General features: G+C 67.9%; 13 protein-coding genes and 2 tRNA genes. 10 read left to right on the top strand and 5 right to left on the bottom strand.

Annotated features, from left to right (window positions below):
* Positions 1-49: 49 nt before the first annotated feature.
* The 3 genes from ACFXJL_RS04800 to ACFXJL_RS04790 form a co-directional block, all read right to left on the bottom strand.
* Positions 50-122 (bottom strand) — tRNA-Gly (locus tag ACFXJL_RS04800).
* A gap of 80 nt (positions 123-202) precedes the next feature.
* Positions 203-274: transfer RNA gene (locus ACFXJL_RS04795), tRNA-Gly, on the bottom strand.
* A 671-nt stretch (positions 275-945) separates the two neighbouring features.
* The gene (locus ACFXJL_RS04790) at positions 946-1,284 is read right to left on the bottom strand and encodes an Lsr2 family protein (RefSeq protein ID WP_329020951.1); all 339 of its coding nucleotides are present in this window, start codon (positions 1,282-1,284) and stop codon (positions 946-948) included.
* A 324-nt stretch (positions 1,285-1,608) separates the two neighbouring features.
* Between ACFXJL_RS04790 and purS the strand changes: the two genes are divergently transcribed.
* The 9 genes from purS (at position 1,609) to purM (ending at position 11,425) form a co-directional block, all read left to right on the top strand.
* Positions 1,609-1,854, top strand: a complete 246-nt coding sequence (gene purS / locus ACFXJL_RS04785) for a phosphoribosylformylglycinamidine synthase subunit PurS (protein ID WP_250921286.1) — start codon at positions 1,609-1,611, stop codon at positions 1,852-1,854.
* Positions 1,851-2,531 carry a phosphoribosylformylglycinamidine synthase subunit PurQ gene (gene purQ, locus ACFXJL_RS04780; RefSeq protein WP_329020949.1) on the top strand — a complete coding sequence of 227 codons (681 nt, stop codon included), beginning with the start codon at positions 1,851-1,853 and terminating at the stop codon, positions 2,529-2,531. Before purS ends, purQ begins: the two co-directional genes overlap by 4 nt.
* On the top strand, positions 2,528-4,777 hold the full coding sequence (gene purL / locus ACFXJL_RS04775; RefSeq protein WP_358880878.1) for a phosphoribosylformylglycinamidine synthase subunit PurL: 2,250 nt from the start codon (positions 2,528-2,530) through the stop codon (positions 4,775-4,777). Before purQ ends, purL begins: the two co-directional genes overlap by 4 nt.
* 126 nt (positions 4,778-4,903) lie before the next feature.
* Positions 4,904-5,413, top strand: coding sequence for an ArsR/SmtB family transcription factor (locus ACFXJL_RS04770; RefSeq protein WP_384642441.1), 510 nt, complete (start codon positions 4,904-4,906; stop codon positions 5,411-5,413).
* A 150-nt stretch (positions 5,414-5,563) separates the two neighbouring features.
* Positions 5,564-6,514 carry a M23 family metallopeptidase gene (locus tag ACFXJL_RS04765; RefSeq protein WP_384689238.1) on the top strand — a complete coding sequence of 317 codons (951 nt, stop codon included), beginning with the start codon at positions 5,564-5,566 and terminating at the stop codon, positions 6,512-6,514.
* A 10-nt stretch (positions 6,515-6,524) separates the two neighbouring features.
* Positions 6,525-7,319: a sterol carrier family protein gene (locus tag ACFXJL_RS04760; protein WP_384689235.1), complete on the top strand. Its 795-nt coding sequence runs from the start codon at positions 6,525-6,527 to the stop codon at positions 7,317-7,319.
* A gap of 79 nt (positions 7,320-7,398) precedes the next feature.
* A complete protein-coding gene (locus tag ACFXJL_RS04755; RefSeq protein ID WP_358880882.1) occupies positions 7,399-8,220 on the top strand; it encodes an META domain-containing protein in 822 nt (273 codons plus the stop codon).
* A 491-nt stretch (positions 8,221-8,711) separates the two neighbouring features.
* Positions 8,712-10,229 carry an amidophosphoribosyltransferase gene (purF, locus tag ACFXJL_RS04750; protein ID WP_358880883.1) on the top strand — a complete coding sequence of 506 codons (1,518 nt, stop codon included), beginning with the start codon at positions 8,712-8,714 and terminating at the stop codon, positions 10,227-10,229.
* A 128-nt stretch (positions 10,230-10,357) separates the two neighbouring features.
* Complete coding sequence (gene purM / locus ACFXJL_RS04745; RefSeq protein ID WP_329020934.1) at positions 10,358-11,425, top strand: phosphoribosylformylglycinamidine cyclo-ligase; 1,068 nt, start codon at positions 10,358-10,360, stop codon at positions 11,423-11,425.
* Between the two features lie 176 nt (positions 11,426-11,601).
* Here the strand turns inward: purM and ACFXJL_RS04740 are convergent, their stop codons facing one another.
* Together ACFXJL_RS04740 and ACFXJL_RS04735 are read right to left on the bottom strand one after the other, a co-directional pair.
* Positions 11,602-11,856, bottom strand: a complete 255-nt coding sequence (locus ACFXJL_RS04740) for a DUF3073 domain-containing protein (protein ID WP_329020932.1) — start codon at positions 11,854-11,856, stop codon at positions 11,602-11,604.
* 324 nt (positions 11,857-12,180) lie between these two features.
* A complete protein-coding gene (locus ACFXJL_RS04735; protein ID WP_384690304.1) occupies positions 12,181-13,305 on the bottom strand; it encodes a Leu/Phe/Val dehydrogenase in 1,125 nt (374 codons plus the stop codon).
* A gap of 178 nt (positions 13,306-13,483) precedes the next feature.
* Between ACFXJL_RS04735 and ACFXJL_RS04730 the strand changes: the two genes are divergently transcribed.
* Complete coding sequence (locus ACFXJL_RS04730; RefSeq protein WP_358880884.1) at positions 13,484-14,320, top strand: hypothetical protein; 837 nt, start codon at positions 13,484-13,486, stop codon at positions 14,318-14,320.
* Positions 14,321-14,510: the final 190 nt, after the last annotated feature.

The following is a 14,510-nucleotide window of genomic DNA, read 5'->3' as shown; positions in this document are numbered from 1 at the left end:
ACGGCATGAGAAAGGCCCCGGTCTAGATGACCAGGGCCTTTTTACACTGAGCGGACGACGAGATTCGAACTCGCGACCCTCACCTTGGCAAGGTGATGCTCTACCAACTGAGCCACGTCCGCATTGCTTCCGCTCGGCTCTCACCGGGCGGCGCGGGCACCACTCTACCTGATCGAAATCGATGAGCTGGTAAAGCGATGAGAGCGGGTGACAGGAATTGCACACTGCGCCTTCCCCCTGGAAGGGGGATGTTCTACTACTGAACTACACCCGCACGCTGCTGAGGTGGGGCCTTTTTGGCCTTGCCCCTCGGCGTGACTCAAACTCTAGCCGACGTTTGGGGGTGCTGCGCAACTCGGCATCGGCGCAGGGGTGTCGAGGGCTTGTGAGGCGCTGACCTGAGGCGGTGCCGTGAGTGGATCTTCCGGGGTGGTGGAAGTGGATCTTCAGGGTGGGAGCGACCCGGGGTGGAGTTGGCTGCCGGGTGCCGAGGGTTCGGAGCCGACCGTTGAGCAGTGGGTCACACCCGTCACAGGGGACACAGTGGTGATGTCGGCTCCGACCCGGGCTGGGTGTCGACGATCAGGTCCGCAGGGACTCAGCCCTCGGGGAACCGACGCCGACGGCCGTGGAACGGGGGCGGTGCATGCCTGCTGCGGGTCGGTGCGGGAGCTGAGTGCTCCTCGGCGAGGCACAGAGACGGCGCCGAGCCGCCGCGCCGGGAGCGGCGCCGTCTGCCTCCTGCCCCCACCGCGCCGCCCCGGTCTGTGGGCCCGACTCAGGGCGCGCAACACAACGCAGCAGGCCCATGGGTCCACTTCGGACACCCATGGGCCAACTTCGCTTCTACCGATTCGATTCGGCCACTGCTGCTGGAGCCCCGCCGTCGGTGGCGGACCCGTTTCGCCGTGGTCACCGCGTTGGGGACGCCCTCCCGGGCAGACTTCAACTCGCCTCTCGGAACGCCTCGTAGACCGCCTTGGGGATGCGCCCCCTGGCCGGTACGTCCATCTTGTTCGACTGTGCCCAGGCACGCACCGCGGCGGGTGCCGGCTCAAGGGTCGTGTGCTTGTACGTGCCGGTCCGGGGCTTGTCGCGCTTCCCGCCGCCGAGTTGCTTTCGTCCTGCCGCCACGTACGGCGCCAGCGCCTTGCGCAGTTTCTTTGCATTGGCGTTATTGAGGTCGATCTCGTACGACTTCCCGTCCAGGGCGAACCTGACCGTTTCCGCCGCTTCCCCGCCGTCGATGTCGTCGGAGAGTGTGACCACTACTCGCTGAGCCACGGATATCGGTCCTTTCCCGCGGTGCCCCGCACGGCACCGATTCTGACGTGCGGTGATACCGGCTTTCCGGCTGTCGAGGGGCCATACTGCTTTCCTGTGTATTCCTTTGTACAGCGACCGGTAGTGCATTGTGAAGCCCACCCAATTATGTGCGCGCGTCAGGAGCAATGAGGATCGGGTTATTTTCCCTGGATTTCTGCTTCTGGATACTCAGGCCGTTCCGCCTGGTGAGTGTCGGATTTCTCCAGATATCTACGCGAGTAGATTCCTGAGCCGGGTACGCTGAGGGAACCGCCCTCGCAACACATCAATCCGGGAGTGCCCGTGGCACGCGTCGTAGTCGACGTCATGCTCAAGCCCGAGATCCTCGACCCGCAGGGACAGGCGGTGCAGCGTGCACTACCTCGCCTCGGGTTCGATGGAATCGCGGACGTCCGTCAGGGAAAGCGCTTTGAGCTGGAGGTGGAGGGTCCGGTCGACGATGCCGCCCTCGCCCGCATCCATGAGATGGCCGAAACGTTCCTCGCCAACACCGTCATTGAGGACTTCATCGTCAAGGTGGAGTCGTGACTGCTCGTATCGGAGTCGTCACTTTTCCCGGCACGCTGGATGACCGGGACAGTCTGCGGGCGGTACGCCTAGCGGGCGCGGAGCCCGTCTCCCTCTGGCACCGTGACAAGGACATCAAGCAGGTCGACGCGGTCGTGCTCGCCGGAGGCTTCTCCTACGGCGACTACCTGCGCGCCGGAGCCATCTCCCGGTTCTCGCCGGTGATGGAGACGATCATCGACCAGGCCAGGGCAGGGCTGCCGGTCCTCGGCATCTGCAACGGCTTCCAGATCCTCACCGAGTCGCATCTGCTGCCCGGTGCGATGCTGCGCAACAACCACCTGCACTTCATCTGTCGTGACCAGCGGCTGCGCGTGGAGAACGCGACGACCGCCTGGACCAGCGACTACGAGCAGGGCCAGGAGATCTCCGTACCCCTGAAGAACATCGACGGTCGCTACGTCGCCGATGAGCGGGTGCTGGACGAACTGGAGGCCGAGGGCCGGGTTGCCTTCCGATACCTGGACGGCAATCCCAACGGCTCGCTCCGCGACATCGCCGGCATCACCAACGCCGAGGGCAATGTCGTCGGTCTGATGCCGCACCCGGAGCACGCCGTCGAGCCACTGATCGGCACCGGCCGCACCGACGGGCTCGCCTTCTTCACCTCGATCCTCAAGAAGCTGGTCACCGCATGAGCCTCGATACCGTGAAGCACGCCTCGGGGACCCCCGAGACCGAGCAGCCCTGGGCCGAGCTCGGTCTGAAGGCGGACGAGTACGCGCGGATCCGGGAGATCCTCGGCCGCCGTCCCACCGGTGCCGAACTGGCGATGTACTCGGTCATGTGGTCCGAGCACTGCTCGTACAAGTCGAGCAAGGTGCATCTGAAGCAGTTCGGTGAGAAGGCGCCCGAGAACGACGCCCTGCTCGTCGGCATCGGGGAGAACGCGGGCGTCGTCGACGTCGGCCAGGGCTACGCGGTGACCTTCAAGGTCGAGTCGCACAACCACCCCTCGTACATCGAGCCCTACCAGGGCGCTGCCACCGGCGTCGGCGGCATCGTGCGCGACATCCTCGCGATGGGCGCCCGGCCGATCGCGGTGGTGGACCCGCTGCGCTTCGGTGCGGCGGATCACCCCGACACCAAGCGCGTACTGCCCGGTGTTGTCGCGGGCATCGGTGGATACGGCAACTGCCTGGGTCTGCCGAACATCGGCGGCGAGGTCGTCTTCGACCCCTGCTACCAGGGAAACCCGCTGGTCAACGCCGGTTGCATCGGTGTGATGAAGCACGAGGACATCCACCTCGCACAGGCGTCGGGCCCCGGTAACAAGGTCATTCTGTACGGTGCGCGCACCGGCGGCGACGGTATCGGCGGAGTCTCCGTCCTGGCGTCCGAGACCTTCGACGCCACCGGCCCGGCGAAGCGCCCGGCCGTGCAGGTCGGCGACCCGTTCCAGGAGAAGCTGCTGATCGAGTGCACCTTGGAGATCTTCAAGGAGAAGCTGGTCGCGGGCATCCAGGACCTCGGCGGTGCCGGTCTCTCCTGTGCGACCAGCGAGCTGGCGAGCGCCGGCTCGGGCGGCATGCGCGTCGAGTTGGACTCGGTCCCCCTGCGGGACGCGACCCTCTCGCCCGAGGAAATCCTCATGAGCGAGTCGCAGGAACGCATGTGCGCGATCGTCGAGCCCGACAAGGTCGAGCGCTTCTTGGAGATCTGCGAGAAGTGGGACGTCATCGCCACCGTCATCGGTGAGGTCACCGAGGGCGAGCGGCTGGAGATCTTCTGGCACGGCGAGCAGATCGTCGACGTACCGCCGCGCACGGTCGCCCACGAGGGCCCGGTGTACGAGCGTCCCTACGCCCGTCCCGAGTGGCAGGACGCCCTCCAGGCCGACGATGCCAACAAGCTGCCCCGTCCGAAGGACGCGGCGGAGCTGCGCGAGCAGGTCCTCAAGCTGGTCTCGTCGCCGAACCAGGCGTCGAAGGCGTGGATCACCGACCAGTACGACCGGTTCGTCCAGGGCAACACCGTCCTCGCCCAGCCCGAGGACGCGGGCATGGTCCGCATCGACGAGAACACCAACCTCGGCGTGGCCCTGGCGACCGACGGCAACGGCCGGTACACCAAGCTCGACCCCTACACCGGTGCTCAGCTCGCACTGGCGGAGTCGTACCGCAATGTCGCCGCCTCCGGCGCCACTCCGCTGGCGATCTCCGACTGCCTGAACTTCGGTTCGCCGGAGGACCCGGGTGTGATGTGGCAGTTCGCGGAGGCCACGCGCGGTCTCGCGGACGGCTGCCTGGTGCTCGGTACCCCGGTCACCGGCGGCAATGTGTCGCTGTACAACCAGACCGGTGAGACCGCCATCCACCCGACGCCCGTCGTCGCGGTCCTCGGGGTGATCGACGACGTGAACCGTCGTACGCCGATCGCCTTCGCCGAGGAGGGGCAGTTGGTCTACCTCCTCGGGGACACGAAGGAGGAGCTCGGCGGCTCCGCCTGGTCCCAGGTGGTCCATGACCATCTGGGCGGGCTGCCCCCGGCGGTGGACCTGGAGCGCGAGAAGCTGCTCGGGGAGATCCTGATCTCCGCTTCCCGCGACGGCATGATCGACGCGGCGCACGACCTGTCCGACGGCGGTCTGGTCCAGGCGGTCGTGGAGTCCTGTCTCCGCGGTGGAAAGGGCGCTCGGCTGGTCGTCCCGGACGGTCTCGACGCGTTCACCTTCCTCTTCAGCGAGTCGGCGGGGCGCGCGGTCGTCTCGGTGCCCCGCAGCGAGGAGCTCCGCTTCACCGACATGTGCGGCGCTCGCGGACTGCCCGCGACCCGTATCGGTGTGGTCGACGGGGACGAGATCGAGGTCCAGGGTCAGTTCACCCTCTCGCTGGCCGAACTGCGTACGGCCCACGAAGAGACGATTCCCGCACTGCTGGTCTGACGCACCGCGGAATCACCGAGCCCCTGTCCGGCAGCCGCCGGGCGGGGGCTCTCTTCGTTCCCCGTTGCGGTTTCCCCGTTGTGGTTCCCTGTTGCGTGAGATTACGTAATTACGTATGTTCATCTCATGGAGCTGGAGGAGCGGGTCGCCGAGTTGGAACGCAGGCTCGCCGCGCTGGAGGAGCGGGACGGCCAGGAGGAGCCCGTACGGGCCGGTGGCCGCGGGGACTTCTGGGCGCTGGAGGGTCTCAAGGACCGGCTTACGCAGGCGGGAGCGGGCGACGGCGGTGTGATGTTCACCGGGGCGGTGCGACTGCCGACGGACGAACGGTACGAGTGGCAGTACGGCACCCTCACCGAGTCCCTGTGGGAGCTGGACTGGAACCGGGCCGCCGACTCCTTCGCCGCGCTGGGGCATCCGGTGCGGCTGAGACTGCTGCGCGAGATCCTCGGCGGCCGTCGTACGGCGGCCGAGCTCACCGAACTGGACGGGCTCGGCACCACCGGCCAGATCTACCACCACCTACGCCAGTTGTCCGCCGCCGGGTGGCTGCACACGGTGGGCAGAGGGCGCTACGAAGTGCCTCCGGTACGGGTGGTGCCACTGCTGGTGGCCCTGACGGCGGCCCAACCCTGACCGGAGCCCGGGCCCGGCCCGCCCTGGCCGGAGCACGGCCCCCGTCCCGTACCGCCCTGACGGGAGCCCGGCACCCTCCCGCCCTGACCGTGGCCTGATTCGAACCGGAGCCCAGCCGTGACCGCAGAACGACCCCTGGGGGAGAAGACCATGCCCGCTCGAACGAACCAACCCGCAGCCCAGCGACGAAAACTTCTGCTCGCCGTCTATCGGACGTCCTGGTTGGCGTTTGTTGCCCTCCTGCTGGTCAGCGTGGTGTTCGACCCCTTCCACTGGGCCTGGGTCTTTCCGCCCGCCGCACTGGCGATCGCCGTGATGACGGTGCTGAACCGTTCGGCAGGCTCGGCGCACTCGGCGGCGCGCCCCGACGCCGTTGAAGTGGCTGCGCCCGTGACCGGACGTTGGCTGGCGCTCAACAGCCCCGCGGACAAGGTGCCCAGCCATGGGACGCACGCCTACGGACAGACGTACGCCATCGACATCGTCGCCGAGGGCCCGGACCCCGCAACCGAGGCAGCGGACCCCACAACCGAGGCCCGGCCCACCACCCGACCCGAATTCACCTGGTTCTGGCCGCTCCTGCGCAGGAACAGCGCCTTCCCCGCCTTCGGCGCCCCACTGCTGGCCGTCGCCGACGCCACCGTGGTGGCCGTCCAGGACCGACAGCGCGACCACCACAGCCGGACCTCATTGCCCATGTTGGTCTATCTGATGCTGATCGAGGCGTTCTTCCGGGATGTCTTCGGCCCCTCACGCATCATCGGCAATCGTGTGGTCCTCGACCTCGGAGACGGTACGTACGCCCTGTACGCCCATGTGCAGCGCGGCTCGATCAGCGTCCGGGAGGGGGAGCGGGTCCATGCCGGGCAGGAGATCGCGCGCTGCGGGAACTCCGGCAACTCCACCGAACCGCACGTCCACTTCCAGCTCATGGACGACCCCGACCCGGACATCGCACGCGGTGTGCCGTTCCGCTGGCGCGGCATCGGCATCCCGGCCAACAACGAGTCCTTCACCGCGGGCCCCGGCACCGACGACGCCTCGACCGATGCCGCGGCGCCTGCGGACGGCGGCGAGTGGACGTTCACCGTGACTGACTAGTCTCGCTCCCATGCCACCGGCCAGAAGGCGCGCACGCGCCTACGACGACACCACGATCCGTGCCGCGGTCACCGCCCAGTTCGCCCACCTCGGACGGGCGGTCGGGACACTCAACGCGGAGCAGTTGGCGCTGCCCACCCGGCTCGGCGACTGGACCGTACGGGAACTGGTCGCGCACACGGCTCTGATGGTCGATGCGATCCCCGACCTCCTCGACCGGCCGGCACCACCACGCGTCGAACTGGCCCTGCTGGACTGGCCCGCCGCCACCGCCTCCCTGGGCCCCCGACTCGACGAGGCGGCCAGATCCCTCGCAGCCGCCGAGCCCCACCCTGAGGCCCTCTACACCCGTGCGGCCGACCGCCTCGCCCGTGCCCTCGACGCCGCCGCGCCCGATCGGCTGCTGGGCACCTCGCTCGGCGCCATGCGACTGGCTGACTTCCTCGTCACGCGTACCGTCGAACTCGCCGTCCACACCGACGACCTCAACGACGCACTCGGACTGCACATCCCCCACGAGCGCCAGACGCTCGCCGCCTGCACCCGACTGCTCGCCGACGTACTCGCCTGTAAGGCTCCTGGCGGATCGGTCGAGGTGAGGGTGCCGCCGCATGCCGTCGTGCAGTGCGTCGAAGGACCCCGTCACACCCGGGGCACCCCGCCCAACGTCGTCGAGACCGATCCCTTGACCTGGCTCCGACTCGCCACCGGTCGTACGTCCTGGGCCGAAGCCCGCGACGCGGGGAAGGTCAGCGCCAGCGGGGAGCGGGCTGATCTCGCAGCCTTCCTTCCGCTTCTGGGCTGATCCCTCGGCACTCGGTGCCGGGCCGCAACGAGCGCGCGGTGAAGGGGAACCGGACCCGGGGGCCGTCCGTCCCAAGGGCATGCGTACTCAGCTGAGCGTTCCCGTCACCGTTCTGGCCCTTCTCGCGCTGGCCGCGTGCGGTTCGGATTCTGGGTCCGAGGCGGACTCCGGAACCCGTACCCCCGGTGGGAAACCAGCGGTGGCCGACGTGCCCCTCACCGGAGTGTTCTGGACCGTCGACACCCTCACGGTCGACGGCAAGAAGACCACGTCCCCGGGCGACGCCTATGTCGAGGTGACCACCAAGGACCGTGCCCAGGGCAACTTCGGCTGCAATCAGTTCGGAGCCAAAGCCGCGCTCGACGGGGAGACCCTGACGGTTGGATCGGCCGATATGACGGAAATCGGATGCGAGAAGCCCATTCAGGACTTCGAGAACTCCCTGAGGGAAGCCTTCACCGGAAGGCTCAAGGCCGAGCTCGCGGAGAAGAAGCTCACCCTCACCAACGAAAAGGGCGACACCATCGGGCTCGTCTCCGAACCGCCGGCACCGTTCATCGGCACCAAGTGGACAGTCAACTCGCTCCAGCAGCAGGACACCGTCGAATCCCTGCCCCCGGGTACGGACAAGAACGCCCACTTGACCTTCGCCAAGGACGGCACCGTCACCGGGAATCTCGGCTGCAACGACTTCAACGCCACCGTCAAGGTCAGCGGCACCCAGCTCACCTTCGGATCCATCTCCAGCACCCGGAAGATGTGTGCGGGGACATCGGGCCAGGTGGAGGCACATCTCCTCAAGGCCCTGGCGGGGCAGGCGACGTACGAGATCCATCAGCGCGGCCTCTTCCTCAAGGGCCCCGAGGGCACGGGCTTCTCGGCCGTGAAGGCCGCAAGGTGAGTCCGGCGGTCGGTACGTAGCTGCGGCTGCGGTCGTGGCCGCCGAGAGGTTCGTCCCATCCGTACGCGGTCCGCTGCGCACCACGGCGTCGAAGTCCAGAGCGCCCGAAGGCGCCTACTCCTTCGGGCGAGGGTCAGGCTTCGCGCTCCGGGAACCCGTCCGCGGTACCTCCGTCCCGCTCCCGGGCGGTGACCTTGCTCACCGCCCGGTCGGGGTGCCGACCGGTGAGAGCGACCTCCGACCGCGATGACACGACGGCCCTGCGGGGCCCGGCGCACCCGCTCTCATCCGCTCCACCGAGCCCGCTCGGCCCGCCAGGAGTAGGAATCTGCCCTTCCGCCCGTCGCCCGGGCACCCGCGCCCAGGACACGATCCGACGCCCACCCGAACCGCCCGCGAAGGCTCGGCCATCCGGTGACCGAACCATCACCCAGAGCCTTGACCCCCTCCCCAATTCGGACCGGTGGTCGATCTCGCCTACACTCGGTGCCGTGCCACGTGGTGACGGTCGACTCAATCACGATCTACTCCCCGGCGAGAAAGGCCCCCAAGACGCATGTGGCGTCTTCGGTGTCTGGGCCCCGGGTGAAGAGGTCGCCAAGCTCACTTACTTCGGGCTCTACGCCCTCCAGCATCGGGGCCAGGAATCCGCGGGAATCGCGGTCAGCAACGGCTCCCAGATTCTCGTCTTCAAGGACATGGGCCTCGTCTCCCAGGTTTTCGACGAGACCTCCCTAGGTTCTCTGCGCGGCCACATCGCTGTGGGCCACGCCCGATACTCCACCACCGGCGCCTCCGTCTGGGAAAACGCCCAGCCGACCTTCCGCGCCACCGCCCACGGATCGATCGCCCTCGGCCACAACGGCAATCTGGTGAACACCGCCCAGCTCGCCGAGATGGTCGCCGATCTGCCCCGCAAGGACGGCCGCGCCACCCAGGTCGCCGCGACCAATGACACCGATCTCGTCACTGCGCTGCTCGCCGGCCAGACCGACGCCGACGGCAAGCCGCTGACCATCGAGGAAGCCGCCACCCGGGTGCTCCCGTCGGTCCAGGGCGCGTTCTCGCTCGTCTTCATGAACGAGAGCACCCTGTACGCGGCCCGTGACCCTCAGGGCATCCGCCCGCTGGTCCTCGGACGCCTCGATCGCGGTTGGGTCGTCGCCAGCGAGTCCGCTGCCCTCGACATCTGCGGTGCGACCTACGTCCGCGAAATCGAGCCCGGCGAGCTGATCGCCATCGACGAGAACGGCGTCCGCACCTCAAAGTTTGCAGAAGCGAAGCCTAAGGGCTGTGTCTTCGAGTATGTCTATCTGGCCCGCCCTGACACAGACATCGCCGGACGCAACGTCTATCTCTCCCGAGTGGAGATGGGACGGAAACTGGCCAAGGAAGCGCCCGCCGAAGCGGATCTGGTCATAGCGACGCCGGAATCCGGCACACCCGCCGCGATCGGCTACGCAGAAGCGAGCGGCATCCCCTACGGCTCGGGCCTCGTCAAGAACGCCTATGTCGGCCGGACCTTCATCCAGCCGTCCCAGACGATCCGACAGCTCGGCATCCGACTCAAGCTCAACCCCCTGAAGGAAGTCATCAGGGGCAAGCGCCTGGTCGTCGTGGACGACTCCATCGTCCGCGGGAACACCCAGCGCGCCCTGGTCAAGATGTTGCGCGAGGCCGGAGCCGTCGAGATCCACATCCGGATCTCGTCCCCGCCGGTGAAGTGGCCCTGCTTCTTCGGCATCGACTTCGCCACCCGCGCGGAACTGATCGCGAACGGAATGACGATCGAGGAGATCGGTGCCTCGCTGGGCGCCGACTCACTGTCGTACATCTCCATCGACGGCATGATCGAGGCGACCACCATCGCCAAGCCGAATCTCTGCCGCGCCTGCTTCGACGGCGAGTACCCGATGGACCTGCCCGATCCGGAACTGCTCGGCAAGCAGCTCCTTGAGACCGAGCTGGCGGGCGGTGCGGACGCTGCCGACGCGCTCCGTCGCCCCTAGGCAATCGCCGTGATCTCCCCGCAGGTCCCTTTCCCACCCCGAGAGACCCCTCCGCGCCCGGCGGTGCGAACACTCTCGGGGCCACCGAACCCGCTCTCGGCAGCAACGACACGAAAGCTCTCTTTGTCATGACAGAGAACACAGGAGCCAGCTACGCAAGTGCGGGCGTCGACATCGAGGCGGGCGACCGCGCCGTCGAGCTGATGAAGGAGTGGGTCAAGAAGACCCGCCGCCCCGAGGTGCTCGGCGGTCTCGGCGGCTTCGCCGGACTCTTCGACGCTTCCGCACTCAAGCGCTACGAGCGTCCCCTGCTGGCCACCGCCACTGACGGTGTCGGCACGAAGGTGGACCTCGCGCGCCGGCTGGGCGTGTACGACACGATCGGCCACGACCTGGTCGGCATGGTCGTCGACGACCTGGTCGTCTGCGGGGCCGAGCCGCTGTTCATGACCGACTACATCTGCGTGGGCAAGGTCCACCCGGAGCGGGTCGCCGCCATCGTCAAGGGCATCGCCGAGGGATGTGTCCTCGCTGGTTGCGCGCTCATCGGCGGCGAGACCGCCGAGCACCCCGGGCTCCTGGGCGAGGACGACTTCGATGTCGCCGGTGCGGGCACCGGAGTGGTGGAAGCCGATCAGCTGTTGGGGCCCGACCGCATCCGCGGTGGGGACGTGGTCATCGCCATGGCCTCCTCGGGACTGCACTCCAACGGGTACTCGCTGGTCCGCCATGTGTTGTTCGACCGCGCAGGCATGGCCCTTGAGCAGCACGTGGACGAGCTGGGGCGGACTCTGGGCGAGGAACTGCTCGAACCCACCAAGATCTACTCCCTGGACTGTCTGGCGCTCGCCAGGACGGCCGAGGTCCATGCCTTCAGCCATGTCACCGGTGGCGGCCTCGCCAACAATCTGGCGCGGGTCATCCCCGACGGTCTGCACGCGATCGTCGACCGTTCGACCTGGACCCCGGGACCGGTCTTCGACCTGGTGGGCAAGGCCGGACAGGTCGAACGCCTGGAGTTGGAGAAGACGCTCAACATGGGCGTCGGCATGATCGCGATCGTCCCCGAGCAGTCGGCCGACGTGGCGATGGAACTCTTCGCCGACCGTGGGGTGGACGCGTGGGTCGCCGGGGAGATCGTGGACCGCGGCGATCACACCGTGGGCGCTGCCCTCACGGGCGACTACGCACGGTGAATGCGTCGCATCGGGCGTCGGTTCCCTGCGCCCGGTGGACTCGTCGTCCGAACTGGCCTACTTCGAGAACGCAGACAACGCGAACAACAACGCAGACAACGCGAACAACACAGACGAGCTGAACAGCACGGAACCCGGTCCGGGTGAGCCGGACCGGGTCGGTGATCACTGCAACGTCAAGCGCCGCGGCGGTGTTGCGATGACGGACCGGACTCATCGTCCTCGTCGTCGTCATCGTTGTACAAGTCCGCGTACTGTGCGTACGGGTCGTCTTCCTCGTCGTCATCCTCGAACGGCTCGCCGTTCGGAGGTTGGCTCGAAGTCGAAGCGCCCAGCTCGCTGGCCAGACGCGACAGGTCAGTCCCGCCGCTGTTGTACTTCAGCTGGCGGGCGACCTTTGTCTGCTTGGCCTTGGCCCGGCCGCGCCCCATGGCTCGACCCCCTCGGTGACGGGGCTCGACGGCCCCAGAGTCTTGACACGCGTTCATGATTCGGAACGGACTCTCCATGGAGAGACCGGCCCGTAGGGCTTCAACGGTACCTGCTTCCGCGGCCATACGGTACGCCGCCCGCATGACGTGCCACTTCACAGAACCCGCAAGGAGCCCCGTCCTCGCTGGTCAACTGCGATATTAACCTCTTCTTGGCGGCCGACCCGCCGACCGGGGTGAGTCTTGTCTCCCGAAACGGCGGGTCGAGGGGCCCCTACCGATCCCCGCGGGGGCTGGGCCGCGGGGATCGGACGGGCTTCGTCCTCAGGCCGGACGGGCCTCCGCCATGCGCTGTTCGGCGATCCGGTCCGCCGCCGCTGCTGGCGGAATACCATCTTCATTTGCGCGTGCGAAGATCTCCAGGGTGGTGTCGTAGATCCTTGCCGCCTTCGCCTTGCAGCGGTCGAAGTCGAACCCGTGCAACTCGTCCGCGACCTGGATGACACCGCCTGCGTTCACGACGTAATCGGGTGCGTAGAGGATGCCGCGGTCGGCGAGGTCCTTCTCGACGCCCGGGTGGTCGAGTTGGTTGTTGGCGGCGCCGCAGACCACCTTGGCCGTGAGCACCGGGACGGTCGCGTCGCTGAGCGCACCTCCGAGGGCACAGGGCGCGTACACGTCCAACCCTTCGGTACGGATCAGTGCGGCCGTGTCCGCGACCGCGGTGACCTGCGGATGACGGTCCAGGATGCGACGCACCGATTCCGGGCGGACATCGGTGATCACGACTTCCGCGCCGTCCTGGATGAGGTGCTCCACCAGGTGGTGGCCGACCTTCCCGACGCCGGCGATGCCGACGCGGCGGCCCCGGAGCGAGTCGGTTCCCCAGAGGTGGCGGGCGGATGCCCGCATGCCCTGGAAGACCCCGAACGCGGTGAGCACCGACGAGTCCCCGGCGCCCCCGTTCTCCGGGGAGCGGCCGGTGGCCCAGCGGGTGGCGCGGGCGACGACGTCCATGTCGGCCACGTAGGTGCCCACGTCGCAGGCGGTCACGTACCGTCCGCCGAGCGAGTCGACGAACCGGCCGTAGGCGAGCAGCAGCTCGTCGCTCTTGAGGCTCTCGGGGTCCCCGATGATGACGGCCTTGCCGCCGCCGTGGTCGAGTCCGGCCATGGCGTTCTTGTAGGACATCCCGCGGGCGAGGTTCAGCGCGTCCGTGACGGCCTCCTCCTCGGAGGCGTACGGATAGAAGCGGGTGCCGCCGAGGGCCGGGCCGAGGGCGGTGGAGTGGATGGCGATGACGGCCTTCAGGCCGGAAGCGCGGTCCTGACACAGCACGACTTGCTCGTGGCCTCCCTGGTCCGATCGGAACAGGGTGTGCAGTACGCCGGGTACGTCAGGTACACGGACAGGAGCGCCGGGCAGATCGGTCACGGTGGTGACTCCCAGATACGAGGCGGCGGGCGGGGGCTTTCCCGGTTCTCCCTTTCGCTTGTGGCAGGGGGAGAGCGGGCAAGGTACCAGCTGGGCAAGAGGGTAAGTCCTCCGTGCCCGTAGTTCTCCAGCAGTGCCGAGTATCACCCCCGAGAGGGGTAGTGCCGGGTGTCCGCGTGGAAGGATTCACGACATGCCAGCCGTGTCCTCGGTTCTCGTTCCTTACACCTCCTATCTGCGGGTCTATGAGCCCCTGACCGCCTTTCCGGCGCCGGAGCGGGAGCACTGGGAGCAGTACGCGCGGCGCGCGGACGCTCCGACCGTGCAGGACGAACTGAGGCGGTCGCTCGCCGACTTGGTGTCCACCCCACCGGTCCCGGTGCCCGTCCATGAGAGCGGGGACGCCTTCGTCGCGGTCCTCGACGGGGTGGTGTGCGTCTGTCCGTGGCGGACCCGGCTCCGCGGCTGGCTCGCACTCGAAGAACTGACCGAGCGATTTCCGGCCAGTTTGCTCGATGCGGTGCTGCCGCCTGTAGTACGGGGACAGGCCGCCGCGGACTGGGAGCGGTGGCGCAAGCGGAACCCCGACGCCCGGCCGTGGATCAGGACGGCGGTCTGGCAGGTCCCGGTGCGCTGGTTCGTGCTGTTCGCGGACGACGAGCGGGAGTACGAGCCGGCGGGAACCGGTGCGGCGGTGCTCCGCTACCGCACCCCCATGGCCCAGGCGCGTCGGCGCATCGCCAGGGCGCTGAAGGCGCTGCGGGAGTCCGAGGACTCGGGCGGATTGGCGGAGGGGCTGGTCGACGTGGGGAAGTGGCTGGAGGAGTTCCATCCGCGTTCCCTGGTCGAGCTGGACTACGGCGGCCTGGTGCACGCGCTGGGGCCGAGCCTCGCGGACGATCACTCGGCGGCGGATGTGGCGGCCGGGATCGCGGCTCTGCGGGCCGACGACGGCGAGGCGGCGCAGGTGGCATATGCCCGTCTGGCGGACCGCTGGCGGGCCGTACGCGATCTTCGGTTCGCCAATTGAGCGATCCTGTGGATGATTGGGTTCCGTTGTTGAAGGGTCCTTGGTCCCGATCCGGGCCTTTGCCTCAAGCGTGACGGACTGCACTAACTGGGCTCTTGCGTCGATCGCCCACCCTCGTGTCAAAATAGGACAAGGAGTCCGGGGAGGGTTCCTTCCGCCCAAGTAAGGGTGGAATGCTCGGCATTGCGCT

Source organism: Streptomyces sp. NPDC059256, assembly GCF_042753785.1.
Classification (GTDB): domain Bacteria; phylum Actinomycetota; class Actinomycetes; order Streptomycetales; family Streptomycetaceae; genus Streptomyces.
Note: the sequence above shows the minus strand (reverse complement) of the source record. Positions and strands in the feature narration are given on the sequence as shown.